The organism is Roseibium sp. MMSF_3247, from assembly GCF_030733765.1.
GTDB lineage: Bacteria > Pseudomonadota > Alphaproteobacteria > Rhizobiales > Stappiaceae > Roseibium.
Genome location: NZ_JASHII010000002.1, coordinates 680,591 through 702,169 on the forward strand (window position 1 = coordinate 680,591; position 21,579 = coordinate 702,169).

Genomic DNA, 21,579 nt, shown 5'->3' on the forward strand with positions numbered 1-21,579 from the left:
TCCGCGAACAAGGTTTGCAAGCAAACTGAACAGCCTAAGGCATTTTCCCTATCGAATAGGGGGCGAATGGCATAAAACCTCGAAGGTTCAAGGCGATCTGATTTGATGAGAATGGCTGACAACATAAAAGTGCTGAAATCACCGGCGTCAAGCGGCTTTGCCGGTGTGCTGGCGATTGTTCCGGCGATCCAATGGGTTATTGCGCTCGCGGTCATTTCACTTGCGCTCCTTGTATCAGCATATGGGGCGGCGGCACTGGCGGCTGACAAACCTGTCATCTCAGCCGCGCGCGTCGCCGGTGACGAAGACCGGACACGAATCGTTTTTGAACTCAACACGCAGGTCACCCCTGTGATTTCCGCACTTGGAACACCCTACCGGCTCATTCTGGATCTGCCGGAAGTGACCTTTGCGTTTGACAAGAGAGCGCAAAATGCGGAGCAGGGGCTCGTTCGTGACTGGCGGTTTGGCCTGTTCGCCGTTGGAAAGTCCCGCGTGGTTGTGGATTTGGCTGCACCGGTCCGGGTGGACAAGACACTGTTTCTGCCCTCGATCGACGATCAGCCATCGCGCCTGGTGATCGATCTTGTCCGGGCCAGCGATGAAGAATTTGCGGAGTTTGTCTCTGAAACCCGGTCAAAGCGCACGGCCAGTCGGGAGGCCGCTGCACCTAAAACCGATCTCCTGACTGCGCAACGCGCAAACAGCAAACCGGTGATCGTGCTGGATCCGGGGCATGGCGGCATCGATTACGGAGCGATCGGTGTCGGCGGAACTTTGGAAAAGGCGATCGTTCTGGAGTTTTCCAAATTGCTTCGGGACAAGCTTTCAGAAGGCGGTCTCTATCAGATCCATCTGACCCGGGATGATGACACGTTCATCCCGCTGGGGGAGCGTGTCCAGATCGGTCATGATCTGGCGGCTGATCTCTTTATTTCGATCCATGCTGATTCGGTGGTGCGCGGTAAAAAACTTGCGCGCGGAGCGACTGTCTACACCTTGTCAGATCGGGCATCGGATGACCTTGCCGAGGAGTTGGCCGCCAGCGAAAACATGTCGGACATCATCGCGGGTGTCGAACTCGAAGAAGAGCCGACTGAAGTGACCGACATTCTGCTTGATTTGGCCCGCCGCGAGACCCGGTCGTTTTCCGTCTATTTTGCCAAGACCCTGATTGGCGAGTTGCAGAGCGCAGTCCGATTGATCCGAAACCCGCACAGATCAGCCGGTTTCCGGGTGTTGAAAGCGCATGATGTGCCCTCGGTTTTGGTCGAACTCGGCTATCTGTCGAATGCGCATGATGAGAAACTCTTGATATCTGAAGAGTGGCGGGAACGGATGGCGGACGCCATGACAGAGGCCATCCACAGTTTCTTCAGGCCCCGCCTGGCCGGACGGGACGGGGCGGTATCACAATAACCGGTGCAACCGGCGAAAATACAATCGGAAACCTTTAGCTGGTATTTGCCTCAGCATCGCCATAAATGTGCACGACTTAGGCAAACACTGCTATTGTCGCAATTGGCACGGATATGTGCCTGCCCTCAAAAGCGTGGTAAGAGACGTTAGGGCATTCTGGACGGGGAAAGACGAGCCCGCATATGAAATTCTTGGTGAAGTTCTTTGGTTATCTATTTGGGATCGGCGCGGCCTTTGCCTTGCTGATGGCCGCTGGGGTGTGGATGTATCTGCAACACCTCAACGATGGATTGCCGGACTATAGTGCGCTGAAGAACTATGAGCCGCCGGTCATGACCCGTGTTCATGCCGCAGACGGCAGCCTCATGGCGGAATATGCGACCCAGCGCCGGATGTTTCTGCCGATTCAGGCGATGCCCGACCGCTTGAAGCAGGCGTTCATCTCTGCCGAGGACAAGAACTTTTATACCCATCTGGGTGTTGATCCGGAGGGTATTGCCCGTGCGGCTGTGCGCTTCATCCAGAATTATGGATCAGGCCGCCGTCCGGAGGGCGCGTCGACGATCACGCAGCAGGTCGCGAAGAATTTCCTTCTGACCAACGAGTTGCGCGTTGAACGGAAAATCAAGGAAGCCATCCTCGCGCTGCGCATAGAGCAGGCCTACACGAAGGACGAGATCCTCGAGCTTTATCTCAACGAGATCTACTTCGGGTTTGGCGCATATGGTGTAGCTGCGGCCTCGCTCATCTACTTCGACAAGTCCGTTCATGAGCTGGCTTTGGAAGAGGCGGCCTATCTTGCAGCGCTTCCTAAGGGGCCGAGCAACTATCACCCCTACCGGAAAACCGAGGCTGCCATTGCGCGCCGCAACTATGTGATCGACCGCATGGTTGAAGACGGTCATGTGAGCTTTGAGGACGGCGAAGAAGCCAAGGCAAAGCCGATTACCGTGAAGCTCCGCGGTCACGGCTCCAAGCTTTTCGCTGCAGAATACTTCACCGAAGAAGTCCGCCGTGAAGTGGCTGATATCTTCGGCACCAAGCGGCTTTATGAAGGCGGCCTTTCTGTGCGGTCCACGCTCGACCCGGAAATGCAACAGATCGCACGCAAGACCTTGATGGACGGTCTGATCAAGTTCGATCACCAGCGCGGCAGCTGGAACGGTCCGATTGACCGCATCTCCACAGGCACAGACTGGGGCGTGGAACTTGCCAAAATCGAGGCGCTGAGCGATCTGCCGGAATGGTCACTGGCTGTTGTTCTGGAAAGCGGGACCAGCGAAGCGCGCGTTGGTATTCAGCCGAAGCGGCTCCAAAGCGGGCAGCTCGAGGAAGACCGCAAGGCGGGCCCGCTGTTCCTGGAAACCATGAAGTGGGCACGGGTCAGTGGCCGGGCACCATCCGCCGTCTCTGACGTTCTGGCGCCAGGTGATGTGGTCTATGTTCAGGAAAGCGCCGTTGCACCTGGCACTTATGAACTTCGCCAGATCCCGAAAGTGTCCGGTGCCCTTGTCGCGATGGACCCGTACACCGGCCGTGTGCTCGCCCTGGTCGGTGGCTTCAGCTTTGCCCAGAGTGAATTCAACCGGGCGACACAGGCTTGGCGTCAGCCGGGCTCGTCCTTCAAGCCGTTCTTGTATGCTGCAGCCCTCGACAATGGGTACACGCCGTCATCTGTGGTGATGGATGCGCCCCTGGAGATTTCCCAAGGCCCAGGCCTTGGGACCTGGCGGCCGCAAAACTACGGCGGCAAGTTCTACGGTCCCTCAACTTTGCGCACCGGCATTGAACGGTCTCGTAACGTGATGACCGTGCGCCTCGCGCAGGACATGGGCATGCCACTGGTGGCCGAATACGCCAAGCGGTTCGGTATCTATGACAATATGCTGCCGGTTTTGTCCATGTCGCTCGGTGCCGGGGAAACCACGGTCCTTCGGATGACAGCGGCTTACGCGACCATTGCCAATGGTGGCCGGAAGCTGCGTCCGACCCTGATCGACCGGATCCAGGACCGCTACGGCCGCACAATCTACAAGCACGACAGCCGGATTTGTGACGGCTGTACCCAAAACGCTTGGGATGGTCAGAGCGAACCGACTTTGATCGACAATCGTGAGCAAGTGCTCGACCCGATGACCGCTTATCAGATCACCTCCATGATGGAAGGTGTGGTTCAGCGCGGAACCGCGACATCCGTTCGTGCCGTCAATCGTCCTGTTGCCGGCAAGACCGGCACGACGAATGACGAAAAAGATGCCTGGTTCGTTGGTTATACCCCGGATCTTGCGGTAGGTGTTTTCGTCGGTTTCGATAATCCCAAGCCGATGGGCCGCGGCGCGACTGGTGGACAGGTGGCTGCTCCGATCTTTACCGAATTCGTAAAGCAAGCTCTCGCCGAAAAGCCGCCGGTGGAGTTCCGTGTCCCGCGCGGTCTGCAGCTGATCCCGATCAACAAGAACACCGGATTGCGGACAGCGGGTGGAACGCCAGGCGCGATCCTGGAAGCTTTCAAACCGGGCATGGCCCCGCCGGACAGCTATTCCGTTATCGGGTTCCAGGACACGATGGGTGTTCCAACATATGTCTCGCCTGAAGCCGGACAGGCTGTTTTGCAAGGCACCGGCGGACTTTACTGACGATTGCCACAAACGCCGTTTGTGGTGGTTTACAGGAAAGTTGCGGAAAGCTAATCTCCCGCTCCAAATTCAGCCCGGATCCTGAATCAAGGCTCCGGGCTTTTCACCAATAAGAGAGGTATCCGATGCGCGCCGAGATGGAAGCCATCGTTGATGAAATCAAGCAGGCCATAAGCCTGCTGAGGAGGCATCTTTGACTGGGATCAAGCCCTTGTAAGACTGGAGGAGCTGAACGCTCTTTCTGAAGATCCCGAACTTTGGAATGACCCGGCCAAAGCCCAGAAACTAATGCGCGAGCGTCAGCAGCTTGATGACGGCATCAATGGCGTGAAGGGGCTGGAACAGGATCTGGCGGACAACATCGAGCTGATCGAGCTCGGTGAAATGGAAGACGACAAGTCTGTTGTCGAGGACGCCGAAGAGGCACTGCGCGGGCTCAAGGACAAGGTCAATCAGCTTCAGCTGAATTCGCTTCTGTCAGGTGAGGCCGACGGCAACGATACCTACCTGGAAATCAACTCCGGGGCAGGGGGCACGGAGAGCCAGGATTGGGCCTCTATGCTGCTGCGCATGTACCGCCGTTGGGCGGAAAAGCGCGGCTACAAAGTTGAGCTACTGGAATACCATGATGGTGAAGAGGCCGGCATCAAATCGGCAACGCTGCTCATCAAGGGCGAGAATGCCTATGGCTGGCTGAAAACTGAATCTGGCGTTCACCGTCTGGTCCGGATTTCGCCTTATGACAGCAATGCGCGCCGTCACACCAGTTTCTCCAGCGCCTGGGTTTACCCGGTGATCGATGACAGCATCGAGATTGATGTCAACGAGAGCGATTGCCGAATCGATACCTACCGTGCATCCGGCGCTGGCGGCCAGCACGTCAACACGACTGATTCCGCTGTGCGCATCACCCACCAGCCAACCGGTATTGTCGTGCAGTGTCAGTCGGAGCGCTCCCAGCACAAGAACCGGGCAACTGCCTGGGGCATGCTGAAAGCGCGCCTTTATGAGGCGGAGCTGAAGAAGCGCGAGGAAGCGGCAAATGCGGAAGCTGCGTCCAAGACCGACATCGGCTGGGGCCACCAGATCCGTTCCTACGTTCTACAGCCCTATCAGCTGGTCAAGGATCTGCGGACCGGTGTGCAAAGCACATCGCCGGATGACGTGCTGGACGGTGACCTTGATTCCTTTATGGAAGCAGCGCTTGCACAGCGGGTCTTCGGCGGCGACGAAGTCGTTGTTGAGGATATTGAATAAGCTGATCTCTTCCGGAGACCAGATTGAAAGCGGCGCTTCGGTGCCGCTTTTTTGTTACAGCGACAGTTTCGCCAGTCTCTCGCCAGCGCGCAGGAAGGTAGCCGGATTGGTCGGCCGGTCGTTCTGGCGCACCTCATAATGAAGGTGTGGCCCGGTTGAACGCCCCGTCGATCCGATATTGCCGATCACATCTCCGGCCACAACGTGACTGCCGTCAGACGTCCGGATCTTGCTCAGGTGTGCATAGCGGGTGATGAAGCCGTTGGCGTGGCGGATCTCAACCATCTTGCCGTAGCCGCCTTTCCAGCCTGCGAAAATGACGGTGCCGGGTGCCGCGGAATAAACGCGCGCGCCATAGGGCGCTTTGAAATCAAGACCCGAATGCATTGCGAGCCGGTTCAAGAAAGGGTCCATGCGCGGACCGTAGCCGCTTGAGAGCGTCCCGTTCCGCACCGGGCGTTTGACGGGCAGACGGAGCGCTGCAAACTTTACCCGCTTCAGAGTATCGAGCGCGGTATTTGCACGGTGCAGCCGATCGGCAAAACTCGTTTCACTGAGCGGTTCGAAGGGCCCACCAAGACTGGAGGACCTGCGAACAGCCTTGTTGAGGTTGGGGACGAGCGGCTTGGTGATGCCGAGAATGTCTTCGATCCGGCTTTCTGTCGCAACAGTGATGGCGTCGACGGCAGCGGTGCTTTCCGTGCCCATTTCTGAAATGTCGGCTTTCAGGGCGTCCAGGGCTGCGCGTTTTTCAGTCTTTTTTTTTAAGGGTTCGCCGGTAGGTGCCTCAGTGCCCTGAAGAATGGACAGCGGATCAAAGGGCTTGCGCGAGGCATCCCTGAGGCCCAGCGCCTTGACCGGTTCGGAGATAACTTCGTTTTCGCCGCCCATGGCCGTGCGATCCCCTTTGGGGGCTGCTGCAATCCGGCCTTCATCGATCGCTGGCTTTTGGGCTGGAACCGGTTTGCCAGCGTTGAGGTAGATCCCGACGCTTTCTGCGCGCGCCATCAGGTCGGCGACAATCGTGTGGCGTTGATTGAGGTCTTGCTGGCGGCGCAGAACATCCATCACCTGGATTTCGACGCTTTCCCGGTCGACAAGCTGTCTGCTGTTCAGCCGCTCAATCTCGGCGCGGAGGCGCGCAATGCGGTCCTGATACTGGAGTGCGACCTCGGTGCGCTCGGCATTGACTTCCGCCACCATGCCGGATCGCATGACCTGATAACTGATGGCGCCAGTCACGATCAGGGTCGCCGCGATGCAGGTGAGCGCACCTGCAATCAGATGAACCGGGCGGAGGATATAAGTGGTCGTTCTCAAATCGCCTTTCAAAGACTCCCGGTGCGGTGCCTCTGTGTGGGGCACTTGGTAGGTCCGCGTCATTTCTGGGCGCTTTTGGGTCATCACTCGATCACTGCTGCATTCTGCATTTCATCTGTGATGATTAGAATTCCTTAAGGTTAACAATTCGTCTTCAAATACAGGTTTTCAGCCGGTTAGTCTGGCAAGAGGCTTGTAAAAACCGGGGGTTAAGCCTGCCTCGGATCGCGCGCGGTCGTTGAAGGGCGGTTTCAAAGCGCCACGAAAATGCTTGCGCACGTAACTGTGAAACGCTGGTTCTGGGCGAATCCCCTGCCGGTCACACAAGAATCGGAACCACTTGGCGCCGAACGCAACGTGGTTCTTTTCGTCGCGGTAAATCACATCCAGGCATTTGGCTGTGTCTTCATCTCCCAAGCTCCGGGCCTTCTCGATCATTGGCGGCGTGATATCGAGCCCGCGGGCTTCGAGGACGAGGGGAATGATTGCAAGCCGCGCCGCGAGATCGTGACCGGTGTCTTGCGCTGCCTGCCAAAGACCATCGTGGGCGGGCATGTCTCCGTAGGATGCGCCCAGTTGGCCGAGGCGGTCCTGCAACATAGAAAAGTGCTTGGCTTCCTCCAACCCCACCCGGACCCAGTCGTCATAATATGAGCGCGGCAGGCGGACATAGGCGAACCGGCCGATCAGATCCCAGGTCAGGTCAACCGCATTGAGTTCTATGTGGGCGAGGGAGTGGATTAGGGCCAGCCGGCCTGCGGTTCCAGACAGCTTGCGTTTGGGCATGTCGCGCGGGGCAAGCAGTTCCGGCTTGTTTGGCCGTCCGGGACGGTCCGGCATATGGCCGTCTTTTGACGCTGAGCCGAGAGCTAGGTCGCGTTTGAACCAGGCCTTGGAAACAGCATAGGCAAGCCGGACCTTTTCGGCTGTATCGGCTGCTTCGACAATGGCGCGGGCGCCGGCAACAAGGTTCACCGGCACCGGCTGAATCTGTGTGTTTGTCATCTGAGCGTCTGACTTGGTTATCAGCGCACCGGGGGATGCAAATTTAGAGGGCCTTTACAGCCTCAAGAACGGCTTCAGCATGTCCGGGCACTTTCACTTTCCGCCAGATCTGAGCGATTTTTCCGTCTACGTCCACCAGAAATGTGGCTCTTTCAACGCCCATGTACTTTTTGCCGTACATGGCCTTCTCGACCCACACGCCATAAGCCTCGGCAGTCGCGTTGTCAGTGTCGGCGCCGAGACGCACCGCAAGATTGTGTTTGGCAATGAAATTGTCGTGTTTGCGCGCACTGTCCGGTGAAATCCCGACGATTGTTGCGCCCAGTTCCTTGAAGGCGTCGATGTTGTCGGTAAAGGCAATCGCTTCTTTGGTGCAGCCTGGTGTGTTGTCCTTCGGGTAGAAATACACAACGACCGGTTTGCCCTTCAGGTCGCTCAAGGTGATACGGCTGTCGCCGTCTGCCTCAAGGTCAAAATCAGGTGCAGCATCGCCTGTGGCCAGATCGCTCATGTCGCCATCCTTCTGTCAAGTTTTGTGCGTTAATGCCGAATTCGGCAGCTGGGTGGGAAGCGGCTATCGCTTTTGGTGCTTGTTTCACATTATCATATGCATTGATACGACTCGTTCAATGCAACGGATGTGCGGGCTTCTTGGAATAGTACGCAGTTGAAAAGATATCCCGCGGGTTGCCCGAGGGACAACGGACGGAATGTAATTGTCGCAACCGGACGGAATGAAAGACGAACTGCCCAAACCGGCCCCATGGAAACGCCGCAGACTTCTGCGTTTGGCCAGTGGTCTGGTCTTTGTCGGCCTTATCGTGTTCGTGGGCGCGATCTTTGCCTCAGGTCCGGTCACCGTTCCTTTTCTTGGAAATCTTCTGGCATCGCAGGGAACGCGTGGACCAGTCACCCTTTCGGTTGAAAGCGCCAGTGTAGACTTTACAGCCGATGACGGGATCCGGATCGTCATTGAAGATGTGCGTGTTGATATCAGCGGTGGCGCACCGGTCACACTAAAGCTTCCACGGCTCGAAGCGCCGTTGACTCGATCAGCCCTGTGGTCGGGAGACATCCGGTTCGCATCCCTCAATTTAAAAGAGCCGCAAGTCACGATCGCCCTGAAAGGCGGACCGGCAGTCATTCCCGAGATCAGTCAATTGTCCGAAGCCGTCAATCGCATCGGCAATGTGGTCGATGAGCAGTTTGTCCGCCGGGGTCTTACCTCCGTCACGGTCTCCGACGGGGCTTTCGACATAACAGGGCCGGCACCGCGATCCTTCACGAACATCAATGCGGACGTGTTCCGGTCTCCTGACGGTGAAATTTCTGCGAGCGCCCGCGTTGGCGGACGGGTGACCTCTTGGCGATTGGATTTCCTGAGAGCGCCGTCCAAGACCGGGCCAGGCACCCGCATGGCGGCCGTCGTCAACGGGATTACACTTGCCGAACTTCTGGGGCCCGATGCGGCAACAGCCTATGGCAAGGGCTTGAGACTTCCAGCGTCGGCGAAGCTCGACAGCGTTTTGGATGAAAATGGGAACCTGATCTCTGCGAACGCCGTTGCGAGGGTCCAAAACGGCTGGTTCCAGATGGGTCGGACGCTGGTGGCTTTCGATGATGTCGCGTTGTCTGCAGTTTACCGCGGGCCAGACAAGCCGATTGATATCCAGACGTCCCATTTTATCCGGGGCAATACGCGGATCTTCTTTTCTGGACAGATTGATCAACCAATCGGTGATGCGCCGGTTTGGGACTTCCGCCTTGAAACCGAGCACCCTCAGGTCGGGCCGTTGGATGTGCGTGAGCCGCCGCAAATGCTGGATGGTGCCACTGTCCAGGGCAGGTTCAACTTGGCTGAGAAGCAAATTGATATCAGTCGCTTTTCGGTGCGCTCGGGCAAGGCAAGCGCAACGGGTGTTGTGAACATCCAAATCGGTTCGGATGGGCCATACTTGGCGATTGCTGTTGATGGCGAACAGATCCCGATCTCCCTTGCCAAAAAGGTTTGGCCGATCACATTGGTGCCGCCGGCACGCAAATGGATCATCGAGAGGATCAAGGCTGGTCTGATCGAAACAGTGTCCTTCACAGCCGCCATACGCCCACCTGCCTTCAATCACCTCGATCCGGACGCAGGCTGGTCTGGCGACGATATGGCAATGACCATGAGCTTCGTTGACGGTGCTGTTGCGCCTGTCGGCGATGTTGCCGTGGTGGATGGCCTGTCCGGAACCATGACCATCGAAAACGAGGTCCTGACCGTCAAGGCCAGCGGTGGCACAGCTGATCTGCCCGGGGAAGATGATGTCGTCGTTCCTGAGACGATTTTTGAGATCCACAACCTGCCTCTGCGTGTCGGAAAGATCGCAAAGGTCGAGACGCGCCTTGAAGGCGGGAACGCGGAAATCAGTGCATTGTTGAATGCAAAACCGTTTGAGGTTCTCGACCGTGCGAACTTGAAAACCGGTGGTGTGACAGGGAGCGGCGTTGTCGATATCACCGCGAGTTTCCCGATGGAACGGGTGATCGACATGGATGATGTCACCTGGAAAGCGGTTGGCCGATCGGAAGACTTTTCTGACGAGAACCCGATCATGGGTCACCAGATCCAAAATGCTGATCTGTCGATCGAGGCAGATCGCAGCCAAATCGTGATCTCCGGCAACGGTGAGTTCGACGGTCTGAACGCGGATATCAACTTGGTGGTCCCGCTATCTGGAGCAGGCGACCCACGGCGTCAGGATGTCGTGGCGTCCGTGACAGCAGAACAGCTGAAGGCCCGTGGAATTGATCTGACAGCTTTCCTGGACGGCCCGATGACGGTCAGCGCGGGCAAAGCCGAGGGCGGTCAGAACATCAGTATTGACCTTCAAGAGACGGAAGTCCGGCTTCAGGCACTTGGTTGGCGAAAGTCAAAGGGCGTACCGGCGTCCGCCTCCTTCAAGCTGATCGAAACCGACGATAAGAAAGTAGTCCAGGACTTCGAGCTGGTTTCGGAAGGCGCAGATATCTTTGGGCAAATTCACCTGTCAGCGACTGGCGAGCTTACCGAGGCATCCTTTCCGCGCTTCCAGCTGCGGCCCGGCGATGATGCCCAGATCGACATCACCCGGGCGGACAGCGGCCGGTATGACATTGTCTTTTCCGGCAAGAATTTCGACGGCCGTGGCTTGATCCAGAGCCTTAGAAGCCCCGGAGGGAGCCAAGGTGCCGGCGATTTCGCCGACGGGGCCCGAATTGCCGTGGATCTTGACCGGATGACCGGATTCAACAAACGCTGGATGGGGACCGTCAGGGGCCGGGTGGACACCGGAGCCCGCGGCTTGATGGCCGCCGACATCAGCGGGCTCGTTGGTGGCAGCTCAGACTTCCGTTTTACGTTGACGAGCAATGGCGGTGCGCAACAGGCAGACGGGCGCTTTGACGACACGGGCGCCATGCTGGCGTTTCTGGATCTTTACAAACGTATGCGCGGCGGGCGGGGAACCTTGAGTGTTGCCATGGCCGACGCCGACAGTTGGGTGGGCGATTTTAAGGTGCGTTCGCTGGTCATTACGGAAGATCCGGCCATTCAGCGCATCAGCACGACCAACTTGAACACGCGCGATGAGGCAAGCCGCGTGATCGTGCGCCAGCCCCAGGTCAACACTGCGGAAGGCGCGCGCGGCACCGCTTCATTTGAAACGCTCGACATCAATTTCACCCGGGAAGGGGATCAGATGACGATAAGCCGCGGCGCGTTGCAGGGCAACGCGCTTGGCGGCACGGTGGCCGGCACGGTGGATCTCAAACAGCAGACGCTCAATCTCACCGGAACATTCGTGCCGATCTATGCGCTGAACAACTTCTTTTCCAAGATCCCGCTCTTGGGGTTTGCACTTGGCGGAAGTACGGGGGAGGGGTTGATCGGTGTGACCTATCGCTTGTCCGGGTCCTTGTCCGACCCGGTTCTGTCGGTCAATCCGATTTCAGCTATCGCCCCCGGCATCTTCCGCCGGATGTTTGAATTCCAGCCGGAATAGCAACCTGAAAACACAAAAGCCGGGCAAGGAGCGCCCGGCTTTTCATGTCGGTCAGTTGGCCGATCAGACCGGCTTCAAGAGAACGTGTTTCTTCTTGCCGAGGGACAGCTTGATGATGCCGTCCTCGGTCACATCCGCCGGAGTGAGCTGACGGTTGGCATCCTGCTCACCCTTGTCGTTGATCTTGACCGCGCCGCCCTTGATGTTGCGGCGGACATCGCCGTTGGATGCGCACAGCCCGGCTGTGACAAAAGCGTTCAAAACACCCAGCCCGGCCTCAAGATCGGCACTTGCCACTTCGACAGTCGGTAAGCCTTCCGCGGACTGACCTTCCTCAAATGCCTTGCGCGCAGTTTCTGCGGCTGCTTCCGCCTTTTCCCGGCCGTGGATCATCGCGGTGGCTTCGGTGGCCAGCACCTTCTTGGCCTCGTTGATGCCAGCCCCATCGAGCGCTGCCAGCCGGCTGATCTCGTCAAGCGGCAGGATTGTGAAGAGCTTCAAGAATTTCTCGACATCCGCATCTTCCGTATTGCGCCAGTACTGCCAGTAGTCATAGGCCGACAGCTGTTCCTCGTTGAGCCAGACTGCGCCGGCCGCCGTCTTGCCCATCTTTGCGCCGGAGGAGGTGGTCAGAAGCGGAGCGGTGAGTGCAAAAGCTTCCTTGGATTCTTTACGGCGGATGAGATCCACACCGGACAGGATGTTGGACCACTGGTCCGAGCCGCCCATCTGCAGGCGGCAGCCGGTCTGCTGGTAGATTTCCAGGAAGTCATAGCCCTGCAGGAGCATATAGTTGAATTCCAGGAAGGATAGGTGCTGTTCCCGCTCCAGGCGCAGCTTGACGGAATCGCGCTGGATCATCTGGTTGACCGAGAAATGCCGGCCGATGTCACGTAGGAACTCCATGTAGTTCAGCTTGAGCAGCCAGTCGGCGTTGTCCATCATCAAGGCATCATTCGGACCATCACCGAAGGTAAGGAGCTTTTCAAAGACCTTGCGGATGCCGGCCTTGTTCTCTTCGATGGTTTCATCGGACAGAACCTTGCGGCTTTCATCTTTGCCGGTCGGATCGCCGACCCGTGTTGTCCCGGAGCCCATGAGCGCGATCGGCCGGTGGCCGGTCTGCTGGAACCAGTAGAGCATCATAATGGTCACAAGCGACCCGGCATGCAGGCTCGGAGCCGTGCAGTCGAAGCCAATATAGGCGGTCACGGTTTCCTTGGCACAGAGCTCGTCGAGACCTTGAGGATCAGAGATCTGGTGAACAAACCCGCGCTCGGAAAGAACTTTCAAAAACTCTGACTTGAACTCGCTCATGTGTCTGCCCGTTAGATACAACTGTCGTGTGGCCATTCGCCTGTTGGGCATGGCTCTATACCGGCAAAGCAGTGATGTAAATTGCACAGGGTCCAAAAGTTCGGTCTTCAAAGGTTTGGCGCGCTTCGTTTCCTGCGCAATTTCCATGACAAAGGATCTCAGATCGGGTCATGAAGACGGCGCGGCGAGCAATCCCCCGCAAAAAATATCAAGCGTGACCCCAATCACAGCAGAGAGGGCTGTCACATCCTAGGGTGGGGGTGTTGGCGCTGAGGAGCGCATGTTCATCTTGAGGAGGAGTTGAAATGTTTAGGAAATTCGCAATCGCAGCAGTTGCAACTGCTGCCCTCGCCACGGCCGCAGTCTCATTTTCGCCGACGGAAGCCCAAGCCGGAAACCGGGCGGGCGCTGTTGCTGCCGGGGCCATCATAGGGCTTGCTGCGGGCGCTATAATCGCCAGTCAAGTTCAGCCCCGATATGTCGCGCCCATCCGCTGCCACAACCAGGCCGTCCGCCGGTGGAGCCCTTATGAACACCGCTATGTTGTCGTTGGGTATCGCCGGGTCTGTTACTGATCAATCAGATACAAGAACTTAAAACGAAGGCCTCCAATCGAGGGCCTTTCGTTTTTTGGATAAGCTTTTGTTTCCAAACACTGCTTCCAAGTGCGCAGGTCTTGAGCGCGGCAGATTTCATCAGAATGACACCAATCCTTCACTCACGCAGTCTGCGCTTTTGTTACGACCCTCCCGGTCAAGGAGGCGTCGATGTCTGCGATTACGGTAAAACGATTGTCCAAAACGTTCCGGGGTGGCATCCGCGCCTTGGATGGCGTCGATCTGACGGTCGCCGATGGTGAGTTCGTTGCGCTGATCGGCGCGTCCGGCTCGGGAAAATCCACCTTGATACGCCATATTTCGGGTCTGGTGGCTGGAGACAAGAATAGTGGCAGTTGTCAGATCTCGATCAATGGGCACCCAGTTCAAGACAGCGGCGCCATCTCCAAAAACATCTCGGCGACGCGAACCGGCATCGGTGTCGTGTTTCAGCAGTTCAATCTGGTGCCGCGGCTGAGTGTCTTGACCAACGTTCTCGCAGGTCTGCTTGGAAAAGTGCCGGTTTGGCGCGGCCTCTTTGGTTTTTTCTCATCAGAAGAAAAGCAGCTTGCAATGCGCGCCCTGCAGCGCGTCGGCATTGAGACAAAGGCGCGCCAGCGGGCGTCAACACTGTCGGGCGGCCAACAGCAGCGCGCGGCCATTGCCCGGACGATTGTTCAGGGGGCGAAAATCATCCTGGCCGACGAACCGATTGCGTCCTTGGACCCGGCCTCAGCGAAGCGCGTGATGGGGATCCTGTCCAGGATCAACGAGGAAGACGGTACGACCGTGGTCGTTTCCCTGCACCAGGTCGAATATGCCCGCAGGTACTGCAAGCGGACGATTGCCATGCGGGCTGGACAGATCGTTTACGACGGTCCGAGCCATGCACTGACGACCCAGTTTTTGCGCGAAATCTACGGTGAGGCCAGCGAAGAACTTGTGCTGCCGGATGCCGAAGACTTCGGGACCGCGCCAATCCCGGCGACGGCCTGAATCTCTCCAGGGGAGACATCGTGATGAAATTGATTACTCGCATTGCTGCGTCTGCAGCGATTATGGTTGGTTTGAGCGGCCCGGCGCTTGCCGAGCGTGAAAACCCGGAAGAACTCTACTTCGGCATTCTGTCCACTGAATCCAGCTCTGCGCAGCGTGAAAAGTGGGGCCCGTTCCTGGAAGCCATGGAAGCCTCTCTTGGCATGCCGGTGAAGCCGTTCTTTGCTGCTGACTATGCCGGTGTGATCGAAGGCATGCGCTTCGACAAGGTCGACGTTGTCTGGTACGGCAACAAGTCTGCAATGGTTGCTGTCGACCGCGCTGGAGCCGAGATTTTCGCTCAAACGACCGAAGCGACCGGAGACCGTGGTTATTGGTCGGTGATGGTGACCCACAAGGATTCCGGCCTCACTTATGAAGATGTGATGGCGTGCAACAAGGATCTGAATTTCGGCATCGGCGATCCGAATTCCACGTCCGGTTTCCTCGTCCCGTCCACCTTCGTTTTTGCCAAGGAAGGTGTGAACCCGAAGGACTGCTTTGAAACCCTTCGCAACGCCAATCACGAGACCAACCTGATTTCAGTTGCAACGAAACAGGTTGATGCAGCTGTTGCGTCCTCCACCGGAATGTATTCCCGCCTGAAAAACGCCAAGCCGGAACTGTTTGCCGAACTGAAGGAAATTTGGCGCTCTCCGCTGATCGCGTCTGATCCGATGGCCTGGCGTCCGGAGCTCGATGAAAGCATCAAGTCGAAGATCATGTATTTCTTCATGACCTATGGCCGTCAGGGTACCGACGAGGAAGTGGCCAAGGCGCGTGAGAACCTGGCCATGATCGACATGGGGCCGTTCATTCCGTCCTCCAACGCCCAGTTGTGGCCGTTCTACGAGATGGATCAGATCCGTCAGCGCATGTCCATCGAGGGTGACGACACCTATTCCGACGACGAGCGGACTGCGAAAATCTTGGAAATCAACACCAAGATCGAAGAAATCCGCGCAGCAGCTGCCGCCCGCCCGCGCAAGTAATCAGCGCAGCACATAGGCGTGAGGGGAGGCATCAGGGCATTCCCTCATGCTCTTGTTTGATCTCCGCACAGGACACTTTCCATGACCAGTAATGTAAACGTGCTCAATACGGGCGAGCCCGTTCTTGAAGTTCCGGGCAGAACCACTCAGGAGAAGGTCTTTGACGTTCTGATCTGGGGCGGTTTGATCGTCATGCTGGTCTGGAGTTTTCACCCGGCGGACATGCACCGCATGGGCCAGGTATTCACCGGCGGCGGCAACATGGCCATGCTGCTGGAGGACTTTCTAAAGCCGAACTTTCGGTATTGGCACAGCTATTTCGACTTGATGCTCGAAACCGTCCAAATGGCGGTCTGGGGGTCCTTTCTGTCGGTGATCCTTGCGATTCCATTCGGATTGCTGTCCTCGTCCAATATTGCGCCTTACTGGATCGTGTTCCCAGTGCGCAGGCTCATGGATGCCTTCCGGGCAATCAATGAGCTGGTATTTGCCCTGATCTTTGTGGCGGCCGTCGGCCTAGGGCCGCTCGCAGGGGTTCTGGCGCTGACGATCCACACGACGGGCACGCTCGCAAAACTCTTTTCAGAAGCCGTGGAGGCGATCGATCCGCGTCCGGTTGAGGGCATCAAGGCGACAGGCGCTCCGGCTATTCAAGAGATCGTCTACGGTGTCGTGCCGCAGGTTTTGCCGCTCTGGATTTCCTATTCCCTTTACCGGTTTGAGGCCAATGTTCGCTCTGCGACCGTGCTGGGCATTGTCGGCGCGGGCGGTATTGGCATGTCGCTCTCAGAAGCCCTGCGCGGCTTTGACTACTCGTCTGGCGCTGCGATCCTATTGATCATCCTCGTAACGGTTTCCTTGCTTGATATCTTCGGGTCGCTGTTGCGTAAGGTCGTGATCGATGGCACCGACCACGGCCGGTTTGCTGCCTACTTCCTGTTCTTGACCCTTCTCGTGATTGGCCTGGAGACGTTGCTGGCGCGCTGATAAAGTGCTCCAAGCATAAGCCGTCGTTGCGAATCTGCCGGTCTGGTGCCACTTTCGTGGCCTCAAATGACAAATATCCGACCGGCGGGTTCCAACAGGCTTCTCCATGACACCCGGACATCTCCATATCCTGTGCGGCAAGATCGCCTCTGGAAAGTCAACGCTTGCCGGTGAACTCTCCAGCCAACCGGCAACGGTTTTGATAAGCGAAGACATTTGGCTGGCCGAATTGTTCGGGCCTGAAATGTCGACAATCAAAGACTATGTGCGTGTCTCGGCAAGGCTACGAGCCGTCATGGAGCCCCATGTCATTGGGCTTCTGAAAACCGGCGTGTCCGTGGTTCTCGACTTTCCGGCCAACACGCCGGAGACGCGCGTCTGGATGCGGCGTGTTGCGGAAAATAGCGGCTGCGACCACACGCTCCATTACCTCAATGTTTCCAACGAGATCTGCAAGGAACGGCTGCGGGCGCGCAATGCCAGCGGTGGCCATCCGTTTTCTGTGAGTGATGAGCAATTTGAAGCAGTTACCAAACACTTCGTCCCGCCAACTCCTGATGAAGGCTTTAGCGTATTGGAACGCTAAGTTTCCGGATATTGGCCAACATGTTTTCTACCCGCTGAAGGGAGCAAAGACCTTATGAGGCCGACAAATGCATCGTCAGCACGTGCCCACGGTCTGATCTGCGGGACCATGCAACCGGGGCCCCGAAACCTGATCACGGATGTCGCGGGCATCACGGTTGGGCACAAGACTATCATCGATGGGGACCTTCGGACGGGGTTCACAGCCATCGTCCCGCATCCGGGCAATCTGTTTTTGGACAAGTTGGTCGCATCTAGCGACGTCATCAACGGCTTTGGCAAAAGCGCTGGCCTGATCCAGGTGGAGGAACTCGGAACACTGGAGACCCCAATCCTGCTTACCAACACTTTCGGGGTGGCAGAAGGCATTCACGCCTTGATCCGGAGGGAGCTGAAACAAAACCCTCAGATTGATCGGGCGAAAGGGACCGTCAATCCGGTCGTCATGGAATGTAACGACGGTTACTTAAGCGATATCAACGCGATTGCGTTGACCGAAGAGGATGCCAACGCGGCACTTTCGGTTGCGGCTACAGATTTTGAGCAAGGCAGTGTCGGGGCAGGGACCGGTATCAGCTGTTTCGGATTCAAAGGCGGGATTGGGTCGGCATCCCGCCAATTTAAATTGGATGGCAAGACCTTCACACTGGGCGCCTTGGTGCAGGCAAATTTTGGCAGGGCCGGGGATTTGGTCCTTCCGGATGGGCGCAGGCCATCGCCTGAAGGAATGGCAGCACCGGAGGAACGCGGATCTGTCATCGTTGTTCTGGCAACGGATGTGCCACTGGAAAGCCGGCAGCTGAAACGGATTGCACGGCGCGCAGGCGCCGGTCTGGCAAGGCTCGGCTCATTCTATGGCAATGGCAGTGGCGACATCGGTTTTGCGTTCTCAACAGCTCACAAGATACCGCACAATCCAGAAGGCGATCTGATCGCCCGCGATCATATGCATGAGGGTAAGATCGATCTTCTGTTTCAGGCCGCGGCGGAAACCACCCAGGAGGCGGTGCTCAATGCAATGATTGCATCTCCCGCCATGTACGGGAAGGGGACGAGCTTCCGGCCGTCCTTGAAGGACTGGCTGGATCAAAATTGAGATGATTATCCAGATCGTTTGATATCTCACTCAAGCAAATTGTAAGACTTCGCTGGATTAATAGCATCGGAAAGAACAGGACTTGATCATTCTGATGTGGACCAGTGGATTAAAACCCTTGCGGAATGCGATCAGCTCGTTCGGCTTGATCTGCGGTCTTTTAGCCGTGGTAGAGCAGACGCAAGCGACGGAAATTCATCTTGTGACGGAAAACTATCCGCCCTTCAATTTCATGCGGGACGGAGAGATCGTGGGGCTCGGCGCGGATCAGGTGCGGGAAATCATGATCCGGGAGAACATTGAATTCACAATGGAGATGCTCCCATGGTCCCGAGCCTTTTGGTTGGCTGAAAACAGGAAAAACCATTGTGTCTTCACCACCGCCTATACACCGGCAAGAGCCGAGACCTTTGCCTGGATATCACCGCTCGGTGGCGCTGAACTATTCCTGATCAAGAAGGCCGGATCGCAGATCCCGTCAGACTTGGCCGATATTGTTGGCGAATTTTCCGTCGGCACTCAGCGGAGCGACTACGCCGAATATGTCCTGAAGACCCAGGGTTTCGGCTCCATCGACTATTTTGATGATGTTGAAACGGTGATCCGACAGCTTGTTCAAGAGAGGCTGCACCTTGCCGCGATCTCCAGCATGACGTTTCACACGCTTGTGCAGCAAGGTGTTGAGATCGAGCTGGTTCATGGATTTGGCGACATCATCGGAAATGCGCTCGCGTGTAACCCTGAAACCGATGAAGCATTGCTCCAGCGCATGCAGAACGGCCTGGACAGCATCATCACAGACGGTTTTCAAGCCGACATTTTAAAGAAGTATACCGGAGCTGCTTCGCTCAGCGCTTTTAAGGACGAGAACTAGAGCAAATCGCGTTTAATTGAGTTCTGAATGTTTCAGGTTGCGCGTTCGAGGCACCACCGAGAAGCAGCGAAAACTGAATCCGTGCAAACGCGATTTGCTATAACACGCGGCCAGCGCTTCCGACTGTCAGCGAGGGGCCGGATCGGCGTCTTTCATGACTTCGACTGCTGAACAAAGAAAAACCCCGGTCGAGTGACCGGGGTTTTCCGTGTTTGACGCCGAACCTGTCTTAGACAGAGTAGTACAGGTCGAACTCGACCGGATGCGGGGTCATCTCGTAGCGCTCGACTTCTTCCATCTTCAGTTCGATGTAAGCGTCGATCTGGTCGTCGTCGAAGACGCCGCCGGCTTTAAGGAACTCGCGGTCTGCATCAACAGCTTCCAGAGCTTCACGAAGGGAACCACAAACTGTCGGGATCTCGGCCAGTTCTTCAGCCGGCAGATCGTAGAGGTTTTTGTCCATTGCATCGCCCGGGTGCAGCTTGTTCTTGATACCGTCAAGGCCGGCCATCAGCAGGGCAGAGAAGCAGAGGTACGGGTTTGCAGTCGGATCCGGGAAGCGGACCTCAACGCGTTTCGCCTTCGGAGAAGACGTGAACGGGATGCGGCAAGACGCAGACCGGTTACGCGAGGAGTAGGCGAGAAGAACCGGTGCTTCGTAACCCGGCACCAGACGCTTGTAGGAGTTGGTTGACGGGTTGGTGAAAGCGTTCAGGGCTTTCGCGTGCTTCAGGATTCCGCCGATGAAGTACAGGCAGGTCTCGGAGAGGTCTGCGTACTGGTTGCCAGCGAAAGTCGGCTCACCGTTGTTCCAGATGGACAGGTGGCAGTGCATGCCGGTGCCGTTGTCGCCGAAAACCGGCTTCGGCATAAAGGTTGCGGATTTGCCATATGCGTGTGCAACCTGGTGAACAACATACTTGTAGACCTGCATGTTGTCGGCGCAGGAAGTCAGGTTGTCGAACTTCATGCCGAGTTCGTGCTGGGCAGCCGCCACTTCGTGGTGGTGCTTTTCAGTCGGAACGCCCATTTCGCCCATCACGGACAGCATTTCGGAGCGGATGTCCTGTGCGCTATCGACCGGCGGGACCGGGAAGTAACCGCCTTTTGTGCGCGGGCGGTGGCCCATGTTGCCGGTCTCATACTCGGAGCCCATGTTGGACGGCAGTTCGGAGCTGTCCAGGATGAAGCCGGTGTTGTACGGGTCGGCGTTGAAGCGGACGTCGTCGAACATGAAGAATTCGGCTTCCGGGCCAACGTAGATGGTGTCGCCGAAGCCGCCGGACTTGACGTAGGCTTCTGCCTTCTTCGCGGTCATGCGCGGATCACGGTTGTAAGCTTCGCCGGTGATCGGGTCGATGATGTCGCAGAAGATCGCCATGGTGGACTGGGCGAAGAACGGATCGATGTGAGCCGATTCCGGATCCAGGATGAGCATCATGTCGGATTCGTTGATGGCCTTCCAGCCGGCGATGGAAGAGCCGTCAAAGGCGACGCCTTCAGCGAACATGTCTTCATCAACCAGTGCAACGTCCATGGTGACGTGCTGCATCTTGCCGCGCGGGTCAGTGAAGCGCAGATCGACGAACTTGATGTCTTTTTCCTGAATTTGCTTCAGGATATCAGCAGCGGTGGTCATTATGTCCATCCCTTTGATTTTTCGTGTGAACGTTTGGGTTTTGGTCCCGGTCCGGCAGAGTGTTTAAGGTGTTTGTCTCGGCGCGGATAGTCCGGAATTGGGTGTGCGGCGAAATGCCGGAACAGGTGAGGGTTAAATAGCGTCAGTACCGGACTCGCCGGTCCGGATGCGGACTGCCTCTTCGATGTTTGAGACAAAAATCTTGCCATCGCCGATACGACCGGTTTGAGCAGCATTGCGAATCGCCTCGACAGCCTTGTCCACCATGTCCGATCCAAGCACGATTTCGACTTTAACCTTCGGCAGGAAGTCGACAACGTATTCAGCGCCGCGGTAAAGTTCGGTGTGACCTTTCTGACGGCCGAATCCCTTGGCCTCGGTCACTGTGATGCCCTGCAGGCCGACTTCTTGAAGAGCTTCTTTGACCTCATCGAGTTTGAAAGGTTTGATGATCGCTTCGATCTTTTTCATCACCGTATGTCTCTCTCCACATGTAATGGCAGGGTCTGCCCGAACGCTCTTCTTTCGAACCATTGCCAGACTAAAACGCACTGGTTCGGGTCAGCTGAGAGCTGTTGCCATGCAAAAGCACGAAGCGTGCCAATTGTCGGTCTGATTGTCAGATTTTCCATCCCGGCAGGAATCCGCCGCTATTTTTAGCAAGTTATCGCGAAAGACGTGGTGTCAGAGTGAGGTCGCTCGACAAGTCTGCATAAAAATTAGACATTATGATTACAGAGTGTGCAGTTGAGTGGGTCCCGGTGCCTGGTCTTGCCGGATGTCGCCTCAATGCCGG

Annotated in this window: 17 protein-coding genes; 11 read left to right on the forward strand and 6 right to left on the reverse strand. The window is 56.9% G+C overall.

Features of this window, described 5'->3' with window-relative positions; translation table 11 throughout:
- Positions 1-111: 111 nt before the first annotated feature.
- From RBB44_RS08540 to prfB, 3 genes are all read left to right on the forward strand, one after another.
- Positions 112-1,419 (forward strand): N-acetylmuramoyl-L-alanine amidase, encoded by a 1,308-nt coding sequence (locus tag RBB44_RS08540; RefSeq protein ID WP_306146969.1) that lies wholly within the window; start codon positions 112-114, stop codon positions 1,417-1,419.
- 182 nt (positions 1,420-1,601) lie between these two features.
- Complete coding sequence (locus RBB44_RS08545) at positions 1,602-4,055, forward strand: penicillin-binding protein 1A (RefSeq protein WP_306146970.1); 2,454 nt, start codon at positions 1,602-1,604, stop codon at positions 4,053-4,055.
- A gap of 125 nt (positions 4,056-4,180) precedes the next feature.
- Positions 4,181-5,312, forward strand: a protein-coding gene (gene prfB / locus RBB44_RS08550) for a peptide chain release factor 2 (protein ID WP_133950167.1) whose coding sequence is annotated in 2 segments (ribosomal slippage) — positions 4,181-4,249 and positions 4,251-5,312 — 1,131 coding nt in all. Because the reading frame shifts where the segments join, the coding sequence is not laid out codon by codon here.
- Between the two features lie 54 nt (positions 5,313-5,366).
- Here prfB and RBB44_RS08555 read toward each other — a convergent pair.
- From RBB44_RS08555 to bcp, 3 genes are all read right to left on the reverse strand, one after another.
- Positions 5,367-6,716: a M23 family metallopeptidase gene (locus tag RBB44_RS08555; RefSeq protein ID WP_306146971.1), complete on the reverse strand. Its 1,350-nt coding sequence runs from the start codon at positions 6,714-6,716 to the stop codon at positions 5,367-5,369.
- Positions 6,717-6,800: 84 nt separating this feature from the next.
- Entirely contained in the window at positions 6,801-7,637 is an 837-nt protein-coding gene (locus tag RBB44_RS08560) for a ferritin-like domain-containing protein (RefSeq protein ID WP_306146972.1), read from the reverse strand.
- A gap of 43 nt (positions 7,638-7,680) precedes the next feature.
- A complete protein-coding gene (gene bcp / locus RBB44_RS08565) occupies positions 7,681-8,148 on the reverse strand; it encodes a thioredoxin-dependent thiol peroxidase (protein ID WP_306146973.1) in 468 nt (155 codons plus the stop codon).
- 223 nt (positions 8,149-8,371) lie between these two features.
- Here bcp and RBB44_RS08570 point away from each other — a divergent pair, with 223 nt between their 5' ends.
- Positions 8,372-11,662 (forward strand): AsmA-like C-terminal domain-containing protein, encoded by a 3,291-nt coding sequence (locus RBB44_RS08570; RefSeq protein WP_306146974.1) that lies wholly within the window; start codon positions 8,372-8,374, stop codon positions 11,660-11,662.
- 63 nt (positions 11,663-11,725) lie between these two features.
- Here the strand turns inward: RBB44_RS08570 and tyrS are convergent, their stop codons facing one another.
- A complete protein-coding gene (gene tyrS, locus RBB44_RS08575; protein ID WP_306146975.1) occupies positions 11,726-12,979 on the reverse strand; it encodes a tyrosine--tRNA ligase in 1,254 nt (417 codons plus the stop codon).
- Positions 12,980-13,284: 305 nt separating this feature from the next.
- Here tyrS and RBB44_RS08580 point away from each other — a divergent pair, with 305 nt between their 5' ends.
- The 7 genes from RBB44_RS08580 (at position 13,285) to RBB44_RS08610 (ending at position 19,144) form a co-directional block, all read left to right on the forward strand.
- Positions 13,285-13,554 carry a tyrosyl-tRNA synthetase gene (locus RBB44_RS08580; protein WP_306146976.1) on the forward strand — a complete coding sequence of 90 codons (270 nt, stop codon included), beginning with the start codon at positions 13,285-13,287 and terminating at the stop codon, positions 13,552-13,554.
- A 192-nt stretch (positions 13,555-13,746) separates the two neighbouring features.
- Complete coding sequence (phnC, locus tag RBB44_RS08585) at positions 13,747-14,571, forward strand: phosphonate ABC transporter ATP-binding protein (protein WP_306146977.1); 825 nt, start codon at positions 13,747-13,749, stop codon at positions 14,569-14,571.
- Positions 14,572-14,594: 23 nt separating this feature from the next.
- Positions 14,595-15,602 carry a phosphonate ABC transporter substrate-binding protein gene (phnD, locus tag RBB44_RS08590; protein WP_306146978.1) on the forward strand — a complete coding sequence of 336 codons (1,008 nt, stop codon included), beginning with the start codon at positions 14,595-14,597 and terminating at the stop codon, positions 15,600-15,602.
- Positions 15,603-15,683: 81 nt separating this feature from the next.
- Positions 15,684-16,589 (forward strand): phosphonate ABC transporter, permease protein PhnE, encoded by a 906-nt coding sequence (gene phnE, locus RBB44_RS08595; RefSeq protein ID WP_306146979.1) that lies wholly within the window; start codon positions 15,684-15,686, stop codon positions 16,587-16,589.
- Positions 16,590-16,695: 106 nt separating this feature from the next.
- On the forward strand, positions 16,696-17,175 hold the full coding sequence (locus RBB44_RS08600; protein WP_306146980.1) for an ATP-binding protein: 480 nt from the start codon (positions 16,696-16,698) through the stop codon (positions 17,173-17,175).
- A gap of 54 nt (positions 17,176-17,229) precedes the next feature.
- On the forward strand, positions 17,230-18,270 hold the full coding sequence (locus RBB44_RS08605) for a P1 family peptidase (protein ID WP_306146981.1): 1,041 nt from the start codon (positions 17,230-17,232) through the stop codon (positions 18,268-18,270).
- Between the two features lie 118 nt (positions 18,271-18,388).
- Positions 18,389-19,144 (forward strand): ABC transporter substrate-binding protein, encoded by a 756-nt coding sequence (locus tag RBB44_RS08610; RefSeq protein ID WP_306146982.1) that lies wholly within the window; start codon positions 18,389-18,391, stop codon positions 19,142-19,144.
- A gap of 229 nt (positions 19,145-19,373) precedes the next feature.
- Here RBB44_RS08610 and glnA read toward each other — a convergent pair whose 3' ends face one another.
- Together glnA and RBB44_RS08620 are read right to left on the reverse strand one after the other, a co-directional pair.
- Positions 19,374-20,783, reverse strand: a complete 1,410-nt coding sequence (gene glnA, locus RBB44_RS08615; RefSeq protein WP_133950135.1) for a type I glutamate--ammonia ligase — start codon at positions 20,781-20,783, stop codon at positions 19,374-19,376.
- A 132-nt stretch (positions 20,784-20,915) separates the two neighbouring features.
- Positions 20,916-21,254: a P-II family nitrogen regulator gene (locus RBB44_RS08620; RefSeq protein WP_008195509.1), complete on the reverse strand. Its 339-nt coding sequence runs from the start codon at positions 21,252-21,254 to the stop codon at positions 20,916-20,918.
- Between the last annotated feature and the right edge of the window lie 325 nt (positions 21,255-21,579).

Coding starts and splice junctions, on each gene's coding strand:
- glnA (WP_133950135.1), bottom strand. CDS start 20,783: ATGACCACCGCTGCTGATATCCTGAAGCAAATTCAGGAAAAAGACATC.
- RBB44_RS08580 (WP_306146976.1), top strand. CDS start 13,285: ATGTTTAGGAAATTCGCAATCGCAGCAGTTGCAACTGCTGCCCTCGCC.
- tyrS (WP_306146975.1), bottom strand. CDS start 12,979: ATGAGCGAGTTCAAGTCAGAGTTTTTGAAAGTTCTTTCCGAGCGCGGG.
- phnE (WP_306146979.1), top strand. CDS start 15,684: ATGACCAGTAATGTAAACGTGCTCAATACGGGCGAGCCCGTTCTTGAA.
- RBB44_RS08600 (WP_306146980.1), top strand. CDS start 16,696: ATGACACCCGGACATCTCCATATCCTGTGCGGCAAGATCGCCTCTGGA.
- RBB44_RS08545 (WP_306146970.1), top strand. CDS start 1,602: ATGAAATTCTTGGTGAAGTTCTTTGGTTATCTATTTGGGATCGGCGCG.
- RBB44_RS08570 (WP_306146974.1), top strand. CDS start 8,372: ATGAAAGACGAACTGCCCAAACCGGCCCCATGGAAACGCCGCAGACTT.
- RBB44_RS08620 (WP_008195509.1), bottom strand. CDS start 21,254: ATGAAAAAGATCGAAGCGATCATCAAACCTTTCAAACTCGATGAGGTC.
- RBB44_RS08555 (WP_306146971.1), bottom strand. CDS start 6,716: ATGACCCAAAAGCGCCCAGAAATGACGCGGACCTACCAAGTGCCCCAC.
- bcp (WP_306146973.1), bottom strand. CDS start 8,148: ATGAGCGATCTGGCCACAGGCGATGCTGCACCTGATTTTGACCTTGAG.
- RBB44_RS08540 (WP_306146969.1), top strand. CDS start 112: ATGGCTGACAACATAAAAGTGCTGAAATCACCGGCGTCAAGCGGCTTT.
- phnD (WP_306146978.1), top strand. CDS start 14,595: ATGAAATTGATTACTCGCATTGCTGCGTCTGCAGCGATTATGGTTGGT.
- phnC (WP_306146977.1), top strand. CDS start 13,747: ATGTCTGCGATTACGGTAAAACGATTGTCCAAAACGTTCCGGGGTGGC.
- RBB44_RS08560 (WP_306146972.1), bottom strand. CDS start 7,637: ATGACAAACACACAGATTCAGCCGGTGCCGGTGAACCTTGTTGCCGGC.
- RBB44_RS08605 (WP_306146981.1), top strand. CDS start 17,230: ATGAGGCCGACAAATGCATCGTCAGCACGTGCCCACGGTCTGATCTGC.